The organism is Paeniglutamicibacter sp. Y32M11, assembly GCF_019285735.1.
Lineage (GTDB): Bacteria > Actinomycetota > Actinomycetes > Actinomycetales > Micrococcaceae > Paeniglutamicibacter.
In genome coordinates this window covers 2,006,534-2,022,334 of sequence record NZ_CP079107.1, presented here as the reverse complement: position 1 = coordinate 2,022,334, position 15,801 = coordinate 2,006,534, and the positions used below count along the sequence as shown (strand labels likewise).

Here is a 15,801-nt window from a genome sequence, read left to right as displayed (position 1 = left end):
GGGAAATAGTCTTAGGCTCACCATATGAAGACTCAGTTTGTATTGTGGCTTGGCATGATAGTTGCGGGTTTGATCTATATGACCGTTATCAGCTTCTCCGGGAGGTGACCGATTGTGAAAAGAAGGATTCGTGATCAGGGGCTGAGCATCGGTTTTGCGCTGCTTTTTGTGCTGGCGCTGGTTGGCCAGTCATTTGCGGGGCTGGGCGTCTACAACGAGGAGCAGGTGGCCCACGGCTCGAATCCCATCGGGTACTGGGATTTCGTCACGTCCAGCGACTTCGTGGTCGATGTGGCCGAGAACTGGCAATCCGAATACCTCCAGTTCTTCCTGTTCATCTTGGCCACCATATGGCTGGTCCAACGTGGTTCACCTGAATCGAAGAAACCCGAGGATGCCGGGGTTAATAGTGACGAGAATCAACTGGTCGGCCCATATGCCAAGGACAACTCGCCGGCCTGGGCCAAGGCCCGCGGATGGCGCCTGACCCTATACTCCAATTCCCTGCTGTTGGTCATGGGCGGGGTCTTTCTAGCCTCGTGGTGGTTGCAATCAGTCGCCGGGACCGTGGTATACAACGCGGGTCAACTGGAACATGACCAACCGGCGCTCGCTTATGCCCAGTACATCACTTCTGCCGACTTTTGGGACCGCACCCTGCAGAATTGGCAGTCCGAGTTCCTGGCTGTGGGCAGCATGGTCGCCCTGTCGATCTATTTGCGGCAGCGCGGCTCTGCCGAATCTAAACCCGTCGGAACCCCACATGAAGAAACCGCCACCGAAGGCCAGTAGGCCTCAGCGGACTTCGTCGATGTTCGGCGTTGCACTCTATACATAAAGCCCCCGAGTTGCCGGTTAGGGCAAAGTCACGGAGCAGCGTTTACGGATTACCGGTAGGCCGTAAAAACGCTGACCGTGCCATTGTTCAGGGAACGACACGTTATGGCTTCCGTTGGTTGGCGGGAATCTATGATCGCAGTCCTACCCGGGATCATCGGAGCGTGCAGCCCCAGCAGTGGAATTGTCGTCGTCCTCTTCAGAGTTTCCCGCAAAAGAGGTGGATCCGCTATCCGAGGCATCTGCAGCCAACAGCTCTGCATCCCGTAAGGGGTCTAGGGCTTCCAGCGTGCGAGGGTCATCCGATGACCCTTCGGCTACGGGTTGACCGTCTCTTCCATCGACGGGCGCATCCATGATTTCATCGTCGTGTTCAGATTCGAATTCGTGCGTGTTCGTTGGCATCGTGGCCTCCCATGTTCGGCGCTGCACTACGAATGTCGAAGTGCATGGATTAACTGGCTCTTGCGCTTTTTTGAATATCCGCTCAATCCAATTTCCCGGGCCCTAGCCCTGAGTTGGGGCACGGTCCAGTCCTCGTAATCTCCAGATTCACCCCCTCGTTGCGCCACTTTCTTGCGACCGTCCCGGGCCGCCGCGTTGGCGATACGCGCGGATTTCTGCTTTGAGTTTCCTTCCTCACGCAATTTCTCGTAGAGTTCTTCGTCTTTGATCTGCGGATTATCCTTCCCAGGCATATGTGACCTCCAATTTCCGATATTGCCCTCGATCCGGGATGCCCATCGGGTGATCTCCCCAAAGAACGCAGCCCTCTATCCAAGTGATCCCATCCGATAAACCAGCAGCTACCCGCGAGACGTGAGCATGATCCCGTTTGAGATGGTAATTGGATGGGACCAGTAAACCGCAAAAGTACAACCTTTTCTACTGGCAGGCGCGGCAGGCGCACTCCGCTCCGACCGGATGCGGATGGCAGGGTGCTTGCCGGTGGAAAAGGAACCGTTGGGAAGGTAAATCGACGGGGGTATCAAGAAGGTCCGTAGAAACGGAGACCTTTCTTGGTGTTTGGCGCCGGGGCAATTCGGTATCTGTCGGCTGTTTCGGCCGAGGATCCATCTTCTGGGTTTGTTTCATGTGGACTCGACATGTACACCTCGCCAGATTCGCCGTGGTTGGGCACCTTCCCTAGAATCCATAGTCAAATATGCCCAGGATGTTGGTATCAATGCCGTTTAGCAAGGCCATCGAATCAGTCGCCTCCACGTCCGAATAGTTGGGTTTCCAGCTGCATGTTCCCTGAACTGATAGGCCGTATCGGCCCATGCTTTCCACCAAGAGCTTTGGTTTGGAGTCCTTGTATCGAATATTTCGGGCACGAGCGTTCACGGAATGGCAATCGCCGGCAACGGCTGATGTTTGAGCTCTGCGATGCTTATCTTCATGACCAGATCCGAACCCGGCGCAGGAATACCGTGGTATTCCCATTTTGGATGTTTGGATGGACCGAGATGAAAAATCTATGTCCTTTGGGAACGAACTCATTACAGCGAATTGCAGAGCCCGTCGACTTGCACAGCATTGCTTGGCGCGGAATCAAGAGGACTAGTTCCAATTCTTTGGCAGGGCAACACTCCCGGGTTATGGATTCATGCGTTTCCGAACCACCGATCTTGTGTCTTCAGTTACTGGTCCAAAAGTCCATCCCGTCGTAGCCGACAGTCCCGGAACTACCAACCCAGAGTTTAGTGGTTCCTGCATTTCGGAGATGGGAAATATCAACGAACACAACACGGAGAAATTAGATCTGTTAAGCTCCGTTCATGGCGCAGTGAGGGCTGCGGTATCCGGTGCGCACTGCATGAGCTCTCCCAGCAGTCGAGAACCCTGAGTCCCACCCAGCAAAAAGGTCGGTTGATTTTCGATACCAGAACAGGGGGCTCGAAATAGCCTGGGACCGGAATCCCCGCGTTTGACGTCCTGATCCTGCCTCCGACGTCTTGGCGTCCAGAGTGCTTGCGCAATTCGGGAACGGAGCTGGTCGGTGGAAAATTTAGGTCAAGGGTCCCACTTTCTCGCTGTGAGGTCATGCAGCATCGTACCGGTGGCGAAAGCGAAAAGCTTGAGCGCCAGCCAAAGTGCCTTTCCTTCTGGAAGTTGTCGGGTATCTCCCTAATCCCACCGGCAGCACCGGCCACCTCACGACAATTGTCGTGATACGTACCCAAACAAAATTGGTCCCCGCCTCCCGAATCTCTTCACATTCATGACCTCACCCGCAAAACCTTTTTAAAGGGCAAAAACTCTTAGGTCCAAATCTGTAGGGCGTTAAACTGAGGGTGACTCTAATGGATTTCGTGATGCTACCGGAGTAGCCCCGAAGCACGGTGAGTGCGCGGCTCGATCCGTCGATAAAACCCTTGAACATCTCAGATGACGGGTTAGGATCATTGGCATGGGACGCTATTTGAAGCTACTTCCTTTGATGCTGGCGGTGGTTCTATCCCTGTGCGGCTGCGGAATATCCATCCCCACTGATCCGCTTCACACCTTGGAGCGTGTCCGTGACGGGCACCTGCGAATCGGGGTATCCACCAATGAACCTTGGGTGACAATCAGCCGGGAGGGCGTCCTTCAGGGCTCGGAAATCGACTTAGTCAGGAGTTTTGCCGCATCGGTCAACAGCCAAATCCGCTGGGTCCATGGGGGCGAAGAATCTCTGGTGGCAGCCATGGAACGAGGCGAGCTGGATATCATTGCAGGCGGCCTGACCGATGAAACACCTTGGACTGAAAAGGCGGCGACGACGCGTCCCTACAGTGAAAGCACGGACCCGGAGGGTGTCACGCTGAAGCATGTCTTGCTGGTTCGCATGGGAGAAAACGCCTTCCTCAGTGAACTGGAAAAATTCCTTGATGGGCGATCGTAGGCAGCATGATCTTTCGCAACTATCGGCTCGACGCTTGATGGTGGCCTCAATCCAGCAGAATGCCACGCTGGGTTCCGGTGGGTTTCAAGCGTTTATTGTGCGGAGCATCGTCCGTTGAAAAGGCCTTTCAGCGTGAGGTGCTCCAAAGCTATCGGCAAGGAGGATCGATCGCTATGCAGGATCGCGTGGAATTACCCCAGGAACAACGGGACGCTTTCAGGCGGGCCAAACGGCTCGAATGGATGAGTCTTGGCTACACCGCCGGCACAGTGACGCTGGTGGCTTTCGTGCTCGGCAACTCGCAGGCCATGAAGACCGCCTGGGTCGAGGACATGCTTTCGACACTGCCGCAGATTGCCTTTCTCGTGGCTGCCGTATTCATCGGCAAGGCTTCTACACAAAAACATCCCTATGGATACCACCGCTCCATGAACATTGGACACTTGGTCGGGTCCGTCGCTCTAGTGGTGGTCGGGTCGATGCTGGCCTATGAAGCGGCTTCCGGCCTGGTCAAGGGAGAACACGCTTCCATCGGCACGATGCAAGTGCTGGGGCACACCGTGTGGCTGGGCTGGTTGATGGTGGGTGTCATGGCCTTGATAGCCATTCCCCCGGTCTTTTTGGCACGGGCAAAGACAAAGGTGGCTCGTAAGCTGCACAACAAGTTGCTCTTTGCCGATGCCGACATGAGCAAGGCTGACTGGAGCACGAACGCCGGCTCCATCGTGGGCGTACTGGGTATTGGCATCGGGTGGTGGTGGATGGACGGGGCAGCCGCACTTTTTATCTCCGCAGGAATTCTCCGAGACGGAGCGCGTAACACGAAATTCGCAGTGATGGATCTGATGGATGAACGCGCGACGACCTACGATCAACGCAAACCCCATCCCCTGATTGGGCAAGTCCTCGAAGTAATCATGGCCGCGCCGTGGGTGAAATCCGCGGGAATACGGATGCGAGACCAAGGCCACGTCTTCCACGTTGAAGCCTTCGTCGTCCCCCACGAAGGCCTCGTTGCAGCAACGGCATTGGGAGACTTAACCAGGACGGTCATTGAGCTTGATTGGAAACTCCAGGACGTGGTGGTCATCCCGATTGCCAGCCTGCCGGACAACGTTGTCTCAGGCACGTCCGTAGAGGACCATTGAGACGCACCAGCGCCATACACGGAAACCCCCGGTCTACGTGTGTTGATACAAGGAGAAGAAACGTCCCAACGATACGTCGCGCATGATCCATCGGGCTCCGCTGCCCGCCCGGCCGTAGAAGGCCGATGTCGCGCTACACAATTTTGGCGACAAAGCCTCCCTCCGTTAAAGCCCGACGTCCTTCCGTGAAGTGAGCGCGAGCCGGTGGACGAGATCCTCTGGGAGGGGGTTGTTCAGGGAAAACGTAATGCCGGTCTTGGTGGCCTTTAGTCCGGCGGCGGCAATGCCTTCGGCATGGGTTGAGATGGCGCCTGGGGAAAGGTAGAGGCCGCATTGCCTAGTGAATGCGGCGTAACTGGCGACGATCGTTCCTTCGATCTGGAACCCCGGCATGTTGTATTTGAAGACCTCCTCCGCCTCCGGCAAGGTACGCGCCAGCTGTGCGCGCAACGTTGCCAGCAGTGGGCGGAACTGTTCCGAAGCAGCCGCGATGTACGAGTCGTGATCGGAGATCGTCATCACACCATTCTTCCACAGTGACGTCTCGTCTCTACAGCCGCGGGTCCTTGTCGCGTGACTGCCGATTCGGTCGAGGCCGCGCGCGGCTAAGGATCGATGGCCAATTAACAAGAGCCGTTTTGCGTGGGCAGAAGCCAAATGGCATGGTTGCCAGACAGTGATCTGGGTCGAATACCGCTATCGGAGCGGCACCCTACACTCGCGACAGGTCACCTACATTATAAATATAGATGAGTCATAGCGCATCATCTCCCGCTGGCATATCCGCGACAGATTCGGGTAATGGGACTTCCTTTAGACGGCGAAGTTACCTACCCTCAGACCACGAGGAGTGCAAACGAAGCGGCGGTCTGGCCGACGGTCGGTTCGGCGAAGGCGCACTGCGCGCATCAAGGGAGGGCTAGGCGATGAGACCACTCCGATACTCGATCAACGTCACGCTAGACGGATGTTGCCATCACGAGGCAGGGCTCGCTCCGGATGAAGAATCGATGAACTACTGGACCGCTCAGCTGGAGCGAGCCGATGCTTTACTGTTTGGCCGCGTGACCTACGAAATGATGGAGTCGACCTGGCGGAAGCCGGCCACCGGCACGTGGCCCGGATGGGTGACTGGGTGGCAGCTCCCGTTTGCCGAGGCCATTGACCGGGCGAAAAAATACGTCGTGTCAAACACGCTTAGCGGGGTCGATTGGAATGCTGAGCTGGTTCAAGACAACGTGGGGCAAACGGTTCAACAACTCAAGCGTGAGTCAGGTGAGGGTCTGTGGGTTGGGGGCGTGACCCTCCCCCGTGCTTTGGCAGATCTGCGGCTGATCGACGAGTACGAGTTTGTCATTCACCCGGTCCTTGCCGGACATGGGCCGACGTTGCTCGTCGGTCTGCACGAACGCGTCCAGCTCGAACTCGTGCATCGTCATGAGTTCCGCTCGGGGGCGATCGCCTTGCGATACCGGCCGGCACGAGTCACGGTTTAATACGAGTTGTCCCGACACGTTGGCTCACACCCATGCTGTTGCCGCAGCCACGAGCTTCGAACGGCGCCGGCAGCGAGCCCCTACTACCGAAATTTAGCGAAGACGCGCACCGGTCCGCCGCTGAAATCAGCACCCTCGGTTAGCCCCATGGATTCGTAGAAGGCTCGTTGCCAGGGCTGATCGTCAGTGATGAGTACCGTCTGGCGCACATGTTCATATCGCGCTAATACCTGCTCAAAGAGCGCGCGCCCTACGCCAATTCGGTGACGGTCCGGGTGAACCAGAATGTCCTGGAGATAACAGATGGTTGCATCGTCAGAAATCGCCCGAGCGAGACCAACAAGCTTGCCATCCTCGTTCCACGCAGATACGACAAACGAAGAATTCTTGATCGCGTGAAAGAGCACATCTGGGCTGTCCGTATAGGCCGTCCAGCCAACCGAGTTGTACAGCGACAAGATGTCGCCATCGGGTATGGCTGGTGAAGTAGACATGGTAAATGGTGACATTGGCCCAGTGTTGCACGAAGAATTCGCGGCTGCACACTTAGGACCATTTTCTCGGGCACGTTAGATGAGGCACTGCGGTATCCGGTATTTGCTTCGGCACCCGTCCCGTAGAGGCTTTCGGATTACGGAGCGTCAGCATACCTTGAGCGCAATTCCTCAAGAAACGGCTCGGCTTCGATTCAGGCGGGTGACAACAGCAGACATTGCCAGCATGGCTTCGCTACTTGATGATCCAGTTCTCATGACTTAATACCCAGCCCCGAAGATCATTTGTAGGAGCTCGGCCGAGTGTGCCGTCACGTGGCTGAGCACGAGCAAGAGATGCTCTTGGGGGCTCCCTCCCGTAGTCCTTCATCGATTCCCTCATCGACCGCGCTCGTGACCACCAGCTCACGAGCATCGCGGGGATGCCTACACTAGGGCTGTGCCCTGTCGCATTCGAGGCCGCTGCGGACAGCATGCACTTCAACAAACTTCACGGAGGGGAGCCGATGTCTGCCAGCAACCAGCCACGCGCGACGCCAGCATCCCTGAGTATTCGGTATGACCCCGGGCGAGCGACTCGGCAACTCATCGGCTTTGGCGCAGCCACGGCAATCATGATCGGACTCGCCGCGCTGGGTGTCTTCGTGATCGTGGCCAGCTTTAGACAGGTGCAAGCTGTAGGCACTTTCATCGGCGTCGCTTTCGGGATCTTTTTCATTCTCGTGTCGCTCGTATCGCTCGTGAGCTGCGCCGAGATCCTGACCCGCATCATCCGATGGTCACGACAAACCGCTCCGCTGATATCCATCGAGGCCGAGGGGATCTCCGGCTTCGCGTTCGTCGGCGGTCGCGGACCAGTTGACAGCGACGTACCTATCCCCTGGAGCAACATCAAAGTGGTCCGGCTCGAAAGCTCAGAGCCACGGGTAAAGCGTTCCAGAGGGCTCGCCAATCTCGACGTCAATCACCGACTCAGAATGGCGACGAAGAAAAGACTTGACCGAACGGCAGGCTTGGGACTCGGCATGCGTGACGGCACCCGATGGATGGGGATCGAGCTGACAGACGGTCGCAAGGCGAACTTTGATCTCAGGCTTCCAATGAGCGCTGAATCCTTCAGCCTGCTTGCATCGCAAATAGCCGATCATGTCCGGGCGCGTAACCCACTCATCGTGCTGCTGGGTGTCATCGAGGTGTGAGCATGTGAGCACTTGGCATTGAATCGTGTCAGCGAGGATCGTCGATGCAGGTTGCTCCCTGGCAATTCTCAGGGGCCTCCTGCTACCAATGAAGATTTGAAAATCCGCCCGGCAGAGAGTTCGCCGAGTAGAGGACCGCTGCGACGCATTGAATCCGTGCTGGCTTACAGATTCAACACCGAAGAATTGGTTTGATACGTTGTCCAAAGTGCCACCGACTTGAAAGGCCCCCAATGCTGCGTCGTCCCCAGATCGTCCTGCGCCCATTTCACCAGACAGATACGGAATTCTTTACCCGCTTGGCCTCCGACGAGCGGGTGACACGTTACGTTGGCGACGGCCAACCGTGGAGCCAAGAGTTCATCCACGGCCGCATTCGGACAGCCCTTCAGCAGGACCCGATAAAGACCGTCGGAGCTTCTCGCTGGTTTCTGGCCACCGAGGAAAATACACCTGTTGGCATCGTGGTCTCCACGCGTAAGGACGACGGGATCGAGATCGGATACTGGGTATCCCCGGATCATTGGGGCCGAGGGATCGCCGGAGTCATTCTCGATAAAGCCCTCACGACAGTTCCCGAGATCTATGGAACTCGAAAACTTATCGCGCGCGTGGATCCGGCCAACGCCGCTTCCGCCAAGGTACTTACCCGAGGTGGCTTCCAGCTGGAAGCCACGCGTGAAGGACTCGATTACTACACTCAGGCGTAGTGACGGGCTCCAGCTGAGAGTCTTCACGGTGACGTATTGCAGTCCCGCATAAGTTGCCCCTCATAGAAGAAGCATGAGCGGATCCCCGGCAAACCCCAATCCTCGATTCAGTATCCAGCCGTCGGCACTCCGCGGTGTCGCAACGATTGCCGGTTGAGCCGGAGATGCCGTCCGTACTATTTGTTGCTTGACCAGCGATCCGCGCTGTTGGCATGCTTAGTGTTTTCTCGGCACTTCAGGAAGGCGCGATCCATGCGGAAGCTCGTGTACTACGTGGCCACCACCCTTGACGGCTATATCGCTGGTCCAGACGGTGGTGATCCAAGCGCAGAGGATTACTTCCCTCTCACGCCCGATGTCATCCAATTCATCATCGATCACTACCCCGAGACTCTGCCCGGACCTGCGCGGGAAGCCAGGGGTCTTGATGGCCCCGGCAAGGTATTCGACACCGTTCTAGAGGGGCGGGCATCCTACGAGATAGGCCTTGAAGCTGGTCTGAGCGATGCATATCCTCATCTTCGCCATCTTGTGTTCTCAACGACTCTAGAAAGTCAGAACGCGGCCGTCGAGATCGTTCGCGGCGACGCGCTAGCCCGAGTACGCCGGCTGAAGGCGGAGGCAGGCCAGGACGTGTGGCTAGTGGGAGGCGGAACGCTCGCCCACTCTCTGCTGCCAGAAATCGACAGGCTCGTACTCAAACAACACCGTTCCATCATCGGATCTGGTATCCCGCTCTTCAGTGGCCCTTTTCAGGCTCACATGTTCCAACCTGTCCATGAAAATCTTCTCGAGTCAGGAATGCGAGTTCTCACTTACGACCGTGCCTAACGGAATGTCTGTCGGCGCTCAAGCAGAACGCCGGCCAGATTATTCAGTTCCGTCAGGACTTACCGCCTGCTGCTCGTCGACACCCGAGATGTCCGACGCGAACTTGTTTTGCCGGCTGTGGTTATTTATCGCATGACTTTGCGACGGATAGTAGTGGCCAAATGACAGTCGGCGAACCTTGAAAACCAGGAGCCTGAACTGAACGATCGCGCCCGCTTGCTTCACTCGCCCACGACCTCGTGCGGCCAGAACGAAGTGGCCAAAATTCGAAATTTCCGATCTTGACATCGAGTTCAACGACGGCGAAACAGATAACGCGGTACGTCCTGATTGGTATTCCATGGATAGTTCACATTCGCCGACACGACGTGAATTGATCGCCTTCCGCTGTTTCTTCCCCCGCCTATCCCAACCGCTGGATTGCGCAATTGCCGACAATGGATAGACGAGAATTCTAATAGTGCTTACGGCATGTTCCGCTCGCTAAGATTTGGTGCGGGACAGTCGGCATTGACGCAGGTAGGGTCGGAGCATGTCCATCACTTTCGTTCCCATGACACCGGCCGACACCGAAGATCTCATCGACTTCCTGTCCTCAAATCATTTCCCATTCCACGTTCGGGCTGCTCCACAGGCGGCAAACATACGGACGAAGGTTGATGACGGACATTTTTGGAACGAGGACAGGCAAAGCTATTGGGTCCATGCGGACGAACATCGTATCGGCATGGCCGCGCTGGAAGATTTGCAAGAAGGTGACTCCCCGCTCTTTGACCTGCGTCTTGACGAGAGCCAGCGAGGCAAAGGGCTGGGAGTTCAAGTGTTACGCGCCCTCTGTGACATGGTTTTTCAGGCCATGCCACATACGCTCCGCTTCGAAGGACAAACGCGAGAAGACAACATCGCGATGCGCAAGACCTTCCTTCGCGCAGGATTCCTCAAGGAAGCGCATAATCGATTGGGATGGCCAACCAACGACGGCGGGCACATCGCTTCCATCGCATACTCGATCCTCCGCCAAGACTGGGAATCCGGAACGGTAACCCGTTTCGAGTGGGACGACCTCAAGATCTAAACGTCTGTCCCATCGCAACTTCCAAAAGTATGAATTACTTACGCCTAAACGGAATCTTCTATCAAGACGTTTTCTGAAGTAGCGGGCCAAGGGGCGCCGTGCGAGCTCGCGATCGATTCGAGTGCCCCGGGCTGGTCGGGAAGCACCGCCTAGACTCCGAGGCATGGAATAGCAGTCGGCTACAGGAAACCGCTCCTGACCAGATGCCGAAGCGTTGAGTCTGAAATTACATGCTGGGCTCTGTCGTCAGATACAAGACGTTGCGAGAATCTAGTTCGTTATCTCTGCGATTAACATTCAAAGTGGCAATATCAGCAATTGTGGCAATTCAGGCAGCCGGGATTCGGGATGCATAGACGACCGTAACGCTGAAGTTCTCCCCAGGACGCCCGATGAAGGACGTCGCCCAAAGAGCTAAGCCCCCCGAGGCCTAGACTTACTTTCATGACTGACGCTCGCGTTCGACAGGCCTACGCGGCGAGAGCCTCCGAGTACACGGCCATCCTCGGCTCCATCGATGACATGCATGTGCTGGATCGGAACCGAGTCGAGCTGTGGGCTCAGCAGATCAGCGGTCGAATCATAGATGTCGGATGCGGACCGGGTCATTGGACGGACTTTCTTCACCAGCGCGGTGCAAATATCTCCGGCATTGACCTTGTGCCCGAGTTTGTCGAAAGTGCCCGTCGTCGATTCCCCGACGTCTCGTTTCAAGTTAATTCACTCCGTGCCCTTCACCAAGCCGATGAAAGCCTCGATGGAGTGCTCGCCTGGTATTCACTTATTCATCTGAACCCCGGCGAACTACCGCAGGTTCTCGCCGAGATCGCGCGTGTACTTTCGCCGCAAGGGCACCTGCTGGTCGGGTTTTTCGACGGCGTTCCCGGAGAGCGGTTCGATCATGCCATCACAACTGCCTACTACGTCGCCGTCGACCACATGAGTAGCCTGCTCAATGATGCCGGGTTCGACGTGACCGACGTGGAAACACGCCAAGATCCGGGCAGCCGGCCCCACGCGGCAATTTGCGCAATCCTCCGGTAATCGCTTCGCTTGTAGCAAGGCAGCGGTAGCGCGAGTTTTTGAGCATCTTCCACTGGCCATATCGCTGACAAGCAACTGGGTTATCAAACCACGAGTGTGCCCACGACAGACTGAGCTTGCGCACCATAAGTAATGGCACCTGCGGCCATCGAGTAGATTCCCCAATCTCGATTCGGTGGGATCGGATATCAGAGAGCTGACTTCGAACTTCTTACAGCTTCTCTTCTCGATGCGGGCGTCCTTATGCACTATCAAATACTGTGCGGGCTGGGACAGTTTCTGGCAATTCAAGGTGGCAGATCGGGCCGCGGCAAGATCCGTCCAAAGATGCCCACGTAGTCTGGGTGTTATGCAGATTCGCCCGCTGGACCTTCACGACGACCAGAGCATGAGGGATGCCTATTTCATCGAATGCGTAGCCAATCAGAAAGTGCGGCTCGGGTGGGTACCGCGTCGAAGAGTCGGACTACCCCTCCATCCAGGAGTTCACCGGATTGTCACTTCCTGATGTCTCACGGGCAGTCGGTTTCTTAGACGAGAATAATCTGGTCCAGGTTCGAAAAGAGCGTACGGGGAGGTACTCGGTAACGGTAGTACGAGCTTCAGAGGAGGGCAGAGCTGAATTTCACCGACTTCTCAAGTCCTTAAGGAAGTATGGGGCAGGCTCTAATTAGAAGTGCGTTAAGTGTGGAAGACGTGGCGTAGTCACCACGGAAAATGTCCCATTTCACGCAGGCAAGCAATCACGTAGCGAATATGGAACTTGTCGGCTGGCTGATAATCATTTCCCCAGAAGTTCATCATGCACAGCAAGCTGAGGGACCACGAAGTGTTCCCTTAACGACGGAGCCGACAGTTTGAAAGCTCTCGGGCGGAAGGAAAAGGCCACATTGCCCGCCTGACCGGCACTATTTACCTATACGGCGCCATGATTTCGGCATTGCGGGCAATCCGCTCCTGCTCCTGCGTCCAACTCTGTTGACGGCGATTCGTACAGCTTGAGAAAGTTGGGGGCAGGTGGTTTCTGCCGAGTCTTTTCAATAACGAATTGTGCTGCTTGTTCCACCTGGCTTGTCGAGTGGTTACATGGGCAGAAGATCGCCTAGGCTCACTAGAACGCCTACCAGAGTCCCAGCGGCGACTTGGGTCGGAGTATGGTGCCCTATCCGAATTCTGGCCCATCCAACGAGCGCGATGAGGGCAACGGTCAGTTGAACGCCACCAGGCAAAAAGGCGAGACAATGAAGAGCTGCAAGGTGATCAGTGCCGCGTGAACCGACAGCTTCCACACGAGATTGACCACACCGACGATGACCAGGCCCACGAGCATGAACAGCACTTCAGCCATGATTTGGATTGGTGCGGAAATAGCCAGCAGCACACCGATTCCACCGAGGATTGAAATAAGGGTGATGAGCAAAATTGGCCAACGTTGGTGACGTTGAGTCACATGCAGGTCGGTAACACGGCCTCTGACCCGCATCCAGATGAGGGCTGTCCAGGGAATCAAGCCGACAAACAGCGTCGCCACCAAGGTTTCTGGCCACGCTACGTTTGGATGCCTCAATGGCGTGCTGAGCAATACCAGAATGACTATGTGAGGTGGTGATGTGATGTTGCTAATGACCTTGGCATATTTTTCCACCACCCGAGCCTAGCCCATGAGGTGCTAGGGCCACTTCGCCATGGGACAACGTGGTGAGAATGACCGGCGGGCGCTCCCGAGTCAATTTTTCGCCGCCTTGACGAAGTTACCAACTGGCATTTTGCGTCGAGAGAACGTGAAGTCACCTTCGCCCATGATGACCGGTCAACGAGGTCATCATGGGCGATCAGTAGGGTTGGCGCTATCTCCCAAACGAGCGTGATCTTTGGCGCCACCGGATGACAGATTGGCGGTTCACTGACGGTCACCCAATCTTGGCCCTTGCTACTTCAAATTGAACTCAAAGATTCAGCGTTTTCTCGCGAGGCGCAAGTCCAGCCCACTTCGAACTTGTGGCCATTCGGCGGCAATGATCGAGAAGATGACAGTGTCGCGGAGCGAGCCATCGGGCATGCGCTTTGTTGCGCGAAGAACTCCGTCTTGCTTCGCACCCAAACGTGCGATGGCCTCCCGGGACTGCATGTTCATCCAATGCGTGCTGAACTCCACGGCGACACAATTGAGCGTTTCAAACGCATGGGCAAGCAGGAGCCTTTTACTGTCCGGATTCGTTCCGGTTCCCTGCGCACTCGCTGCGTTCCAGGTGTAGCCGATTTCCACGCGCGGCAGTTCCGCGTTGATGTCGCAATACGTGGTCATGCCAATTATCTTGCCCGGTTCACCAGTAACTGGGTCGTTCAAACGAGTCGTGAACGGAACCATGGAACCGTCCTCCTGCATGGCCAGCCGGCGCTGAATTTCGCCGCGCATTGCTTCGGGACGCGGTACCGACGTGTACCACAGATTCCACAATTCACCATCGGATGCAGCCTCGACAAGACCATCGTGGTGATCCGGGCTCAAGGGTTGCAGGGTGACATATTTTCCGCGGAGTGTCACTGGAGAGATCCTAGTCATATGGCAACTTTACCTTCCGCGCCATCGACCCTTAGCTACAGCCGAGGGTCTCTATCGGGAGTGGCCACGTACTGGGTGGCGGAGGCATCCTGCAGAAGGGCACCGAACATCTCAGTTATATAGACGACAACACCCGCATGTCGAGCCATCAGATCGGCACCGTCGCCCAACGCCGCGCGCACCGGCTCCAGAGCAGGCGTTATGGGGTCAACGGCTGCGGCTCGCAACAGTGCCAGGCGCTGCGGCGCCGAGGTATAGCCGAGTTCGAACAAGACCCAGTGGAACAGATGCATAAGTGCGGTATCGCGGTCGTAGTCTTCATGGGAGAGCATGGATAATTCTTCTTCGGCAGTGAGTTCAAAGCCGCGGTAAAGCGCCAGTCCGAAGTCCGTGAAAAGCAGCCTGCCCTCATCCACGAGGATGTTTCCCGGGTGCACATCAAAGTGTTGAAATCCCTGCGCCTTCATCCAGTCCGTGGCTTCAATAATCTGGGCGACGACGTTGATAAAGTCGGTCCCGCCTGTGCCAGCAGCTAGACTGCTGCGCACCCATGATCCCAGCGTCTCGGGAACGTATTCAAGGAAAAGCACCACGCTCTTGGAGGCGTTCTTCATGGCAGCAAGCTTTTTCTGAATCTGAGGCCAATGACTCCCCCATTGGCGTTGGGGAACGTCGCCCTCAAATTCGCTAAGGTCCGTATCGCACTTCCGGTCTATCACTCGCCATCCCAGCAAAAGGGGGAAGAAATCCGTGGCACCTTGTTGTACCCACGTCGAGGTCACCCGATGTGCGGCGAGTTCCCTTCCGGCACCGTGGGAGGGGCTTCCTATCCCGTAGTGGCTGACAAAGGGGAGATGAATTCGATTGGCGGTTGATATTGGATCCGCCTCTTCACTGCTGGTCAGCGGTAGCTGCTTCACAAAAACAGTTACTCCCCCGATGGTGGCTTTCCTGGTTGTTCCGCCAATTCCCACGCCAACCTGCTCGGCAGCATCAATGATCGACCTTATTCCGGCTTCATCCAGCCCAGCGATTACCCGGGAGATACTGAGGGCTCGTTCCGTACGTGCAGTCATCATTCCACCTTAGGTGCGGACCCTTGCCGCGATGGGTCGCTCCGGACGACTGCCCCTCGGCGAGCCGACCTTTGCAGAGTGTGAATCTGGCGAAGCTGGGCGAAACGCTTCAGGAATTCCAGAGCGACGCCTCACCCGCGATACCCTCAAATGATGAATGATGATCGGAAGCTCATGCTCATTGCTGGTGTAGTGTTTGTGCTTTTTGTTGCGGTCATGGTGGTGCTCACTTCTGGTGTCTTGGCGTCTGCATTAGACCCCGAGCCCGAGGCATCTCTACAGGGGATTTTCTCTCTGGTGTAAGAGTTCTGCGGGCTCTGCACTTACATAGAATTAAGCGTCGTTTCGTCAGCCCAAAATGTAGCATCAGTAAAGTCGTTCACCCACTCTTCACCGTCACGTTCCAGTAGCTGCGCACGGTGGCAACCTGTAGGGGTGATG

18 protein-coding genes are annotated in these 15,801 nt (G+C 56.3%); 10 read left to right on the top strand and 8 right to left on the bottom strand.

Features of this window, described 5'->3' with window-relative positions:
* Positions 1-114: 114 nt before the first annotated feature.
* Positions 115-792, top strand: a complete 678-nt coding sequence (locus tag KUF55_RS08910) for a DUF6766 family protein (protein WP_218818619.1) — start codon at positions 115-117, stop codon at positions 790-792.
* Between the two features lie 189 nt (positions 793-981).
* Here the strand turns inward: KUF55_RS08910 and KUF55_RS08905 are convergent, their stop codons facing one another.
* A complete protein-coding gene (locus tag KUF55_RS08905; protein WP_132363948.1) occupies positions 982-1,242 on the bottom strand; it encodes a hypothetical protein in 261 nt (86 codons plus the stop codon).
* 26 nt (positions 1,243-1,268) lie between these two features.
* Complete coding sequence (locus KUF55_RS08900; RefSeq protein ID WP_132363946.1) at positions 1,269-1,535, bottom strand: Rho termination factor N-terminal domain-containing protein; 267 nt, start codon at positions 1,533-1,535, stop codon at positions 1,269-1,271.
* Positions 1,536-3,250: 1,715 nt separating this feature from the next.
* On the opposite strand from KUF55_RS08900, the gene KUF55_RS08895 reads away from it, so the two are divergent.
* Together KUF55_RS08895 and KUF55_RS08890 are read left to right on the top strand one after the other, a co-directional pair.
* Positions 3,251-3,724 (top strand): transporter substrate-binding domain-containing protein, encoded by a 474-nt coding sequence (locus tag KUF55_RS08895; protein ID WP_255557399.1) that lies wholly within the window; start codon positions 3,251-3,253, stop codon positions 3,722-3,724.
* Positions 3,725-3,897: 173 nt separating this feature from the next.
* On the top strand, positions 3,898-4,872 hold the full coding sequence (locus tag KUF55_RS08890) for a cation diffusion facilitator family transporter (RefSeq protein WP_218818618.1): 975 nt from the start codon (positions 3,898-3,900) through the stop codon (positions 4,870-4,872).
* Positions 4,873-5,037: 165 nt separating this feature from the next.
* Here KUF55_RS08890 and KUF55_RS08885 read toward each other — a convergent pair whose 3' ends face one another.
* Positions 5,038-5,391 carry an iron chaperone gene (locus tag KUF55_RS08885; protein ID WP_218818617.1) on the bottom strand — a complete coding sequence of 118 codons (354 nt, stop codon included), beginning with the start codon at positions 5,389-5,391 and terminating at the stop codon, positions 5,038-5,040.
* 407 nt (positions 5,392-5,798) lie between these two features.
* Here KUF55_RS08885 and KUF55_RS08880 point away from each other — a divergent pair, with 407 nt between their 5' ends.
* Positions 5,799-6,368 carry a dihydrofolate reductase family protein gene (locus KUF55_RS08880; protein ID WP_218818616.1) on the top strand — a complete coding sequence of 190 codons (570 nt, stop codon included), beginning with the start codon at positions 5,799-5,801 and terminating at the stop codon, positions 6,366-6,368.
* An 83-nt stretch (positions 6,369-6,451) separates the two neighbouring features.
* Here the strand turns inward: KUF55_RS08880 and KUF55_RS08875 are convergent, their stop codons facing one another.
* Entirely contained in the window at positions 6,452-6,862 is a 411-nt protein-coding gene (locus KUF55_RS08875) for a GNAT family N-acetyltransferase (RefSeq protein ID WP_255557398.1), read from the bottom strand.
* Between the two features lie 506 nt (positions 6,863-7,368).
* Here KUF55_RS08875 and KUF55_RS08870 point away from each other — a divergent pair.
* The 6 genes from KUF55_RS08870 (at position 7,369) to KUF55_RS08845 (ending at position 12,395) form a co-directional block, all read left to right on the top strand.
* Positions 7,369-8,061, top strand: coding sequence for a hypothetical protein (locus tag KUF55_RS08870; RefSeq protein WP_218818615.1), 693 nt, complete (start codon positions 7,369-7,371; stop codon positions 8,059-8,061).
* Between the two features lie 233 nt (positions 8,062-8,294).
* Positions 8,295-8,771, top strand: coding sequence for a GNAT family N-acetyltransferase (locus tag KUF55_RS08865; protein WP_218818614.1), 477 nt, complete (start codon positions 8,295-8,297; stop codon positions 8,769-8,771).
* A 252-nt stretch (positions 8,772-9,023) separates the two neighbouring features.
* Complete coding sequence (locus KUF55_RS08860; protein ID WP_218818613.1) at positions 9,024-9,602, top strand: dihydrofolate reductase family protein; 579 nt, start codon at positions 9,024-9,026, stop codon at positions 9,600-9,602.
* Positions 9,603-10,134: 532 nt separating this feature from the next.
* Complete coding sequence (locus KUF55_RS08855) at positions 10,135-10,677, top strand: GNAT family N-acetyltransferase (RefSeq protein WP_218818612.1); 543 nt, start codon at positions 10,135-10,137, stop codon at positions 10,675-10,677.
* Positions 10,678-11,121: 444 nt separating this feature from the next.
* Positions 11,122-11,721 carry a class I SAM-dependent methyltransferase gene (locus KUF55_RS08850; protein WP_218818611.1) on the top strand — a complete coding sequence of 200 codons (600 nt, stop codon included), beginning with the start codon at positions 11,122-11,124 and terminating at the stop codon, positions 11,719-11,721.
* 494 nt (positions 11,722-12,215) lie between these two features.
* A complete protein-coding gene (locus KUF55_RS08845; RefSeq protein WP_255557397.1) occupies positions 12,216-12,395 on the top strand; it encodes a hypothetical protein in 180 nt (59 codons plus the stop codon).
* Between the two features lie 408 nt (positions 12,396-12,803).
* On the opposite strand, the gene KUF55_RS19025 is transcribed toward KUF55_RS08845, so the two are convergent.
* The 4 genes from KUF55_RS19025 to KUF55_RS08825 all read right to left on the bottom strand — a co-directional run bounded on the left by KUF55_RS19025 (position 12,804) and on the right by KUF55_RS08825 (position 15,360).
* On the bottom strand, positions 12,804-13,010 hold the full coding sequence (locus tag KUF55_RS19025; RefSeq protein WP_370630971.1) for a phosphatase PAP2 family protein: 207 nt from the start codon (positions 13,008-13,010) through the stop codon (positions 12,804-12,806).
* A complete protein-coding gene (locus tag KUF55_RS08835) occupies positions 12,929-13,366 on the bottom strand; it encodes a hypothetical protein (RefSeq protein WP_218818609.1) in 438 nt (145 codons plus the stop codon). Before KUF55_RS08835 ends, KUF55_RS19025 begins: the two co-directional genes overlap by 82 nt.
* 309 nt (positions 13,367-13,675) lie before the next feature.
* Positions 13,676-14,284 carry a GNAT family N-acetyltransferase gene (locus KUF55_RS08830; RefSeq protein ID WP_218818608.1) on the bottom strand — a complete coding sequence of 203 codons (609 nt, stop codon included), beginning with the start codon at positions 14,282-14,284 and terminating at the stop codon, positions 13,676-13,678.
* 35 nt (positions 14,285-14,319) lie between these two features.
* Complete coding sequence (locus tag KUF55_RS08825; RefSeq protein WP_218818607.1) at positions 14,320-15,360, bottom strand: hypothetical protein; 1,041 nt, start codon at positions 15,358-15,360, stop codon at positions 14,320-14,322.
* Between the last annotated feature and the right edge of the window lie 441 nt (positions 15,361-15,801).

What these genes read in the sequence shown, in the direction of transcription:
- KUF55_RS08905 (WP_132363948.1), bottom strand. Translation starts at nt 1,242, where the DNA reads ATGCCAACGAACACGCACGAATTCGAATCTGAACACGACGATGAAATC.
- KUF55_RS08900 (WP_132363946.1), bottom strand. Translation starts at nt 1,535, where the DNA reads ATGCCTGGGAAGGATAATCCGCAGATCAAAGACGAAGAACTCTACGAG.
- KUF55_RS08895 (WP_255557399.1), top strand. Translation starts at nt 3,251, where the DNA reads ATGGGACGCTATTTGAAGCTACTTCCTTTGATGCTGGCGGTGGTTCTA.
- KUF55_RS08890 (WP_218818618.1), top strand. Translation starts at nt 3,898, where the DNA reads ATGCAGGATCGCGTGGAATTACCCCAGGAACAACGGGACGCTTTCAGG.
- KUF55_RS08885 (WP_218818617.1), bottom strand. Translation starts at nt 5,391, where the DNA reads ATGACGATCTCCGATCACGACTCGTACATCGCGGCTGCTTCGGAACAG.
- KUF55_RS08880 (WP_218818616.1), top strand. Translation starts at nt 5,799, where the DNA reads ATGAGACCACTCCGATACTCGATCAACGTCACGCTAGACGGATGTTGC.
- KUF55_RS08875 (WP_255557398.1), bottom strand. Translation starts at nt 6,862, where the DNA reads ATGTCTACTTCACCAGCCATACCCGATGGCGACATCTTGTCGCTGTAC.
- KUF55_RS08870 (WP_218818615.1), top strand. Translation starts at nt 7,369, where the DNA reads ATGTCTGCCAGCAACCAGCCACGCGCGACGCCAGCATCCCTGAGTATT.
- KUF55_RS08865 (WP_218818614.1), top strand. Translation starts at nt 8,295, where the DNA reads ATGCTGCGTCGTCCCCAGATCGTCCTGCGCCCATTTCACCAGACAGAT.
- KUF55_RS08860 (WP_218818613.1), top strand. Translation starts at nt 9,024, where the DNA reads ATGCGGAAGCTCGTGTACTACGTGGCCACCACCCTTGACGGCTATATC.
- KUF55_RS08855 (WP_218818612.1), top strand. Translation starts at nt 10,135, where the DNA reads ATGTCCATCACTTTCGTTCCCATGACACCGGCCGACACCGAAGATCTC.
- KUF55_RS08850 (WP_218818611.1), top strand. Translation starts at nt 11,122, where the DNA reads ATGACTGACGCTCGCGTTCGACAGGCCTACGCGGCGAGAGCCTCCGAG.
- KUF55_RS08830 (WP_218818608.1), bottom strand. Translation starts at nt 14,284, where the DNA reads ATGACTAGGATCTCTCCAGTGACACTCCGCGGAAAATATGTCACCCTG.
- KUF55_RS08825 (WP_218818607.1), bottom strand. Translation starts at nt 15,360, where the DNA reads ATGACTGCACGTACGGAACGAGCCCTCAGTATCTCCCGGGTAATCGCT.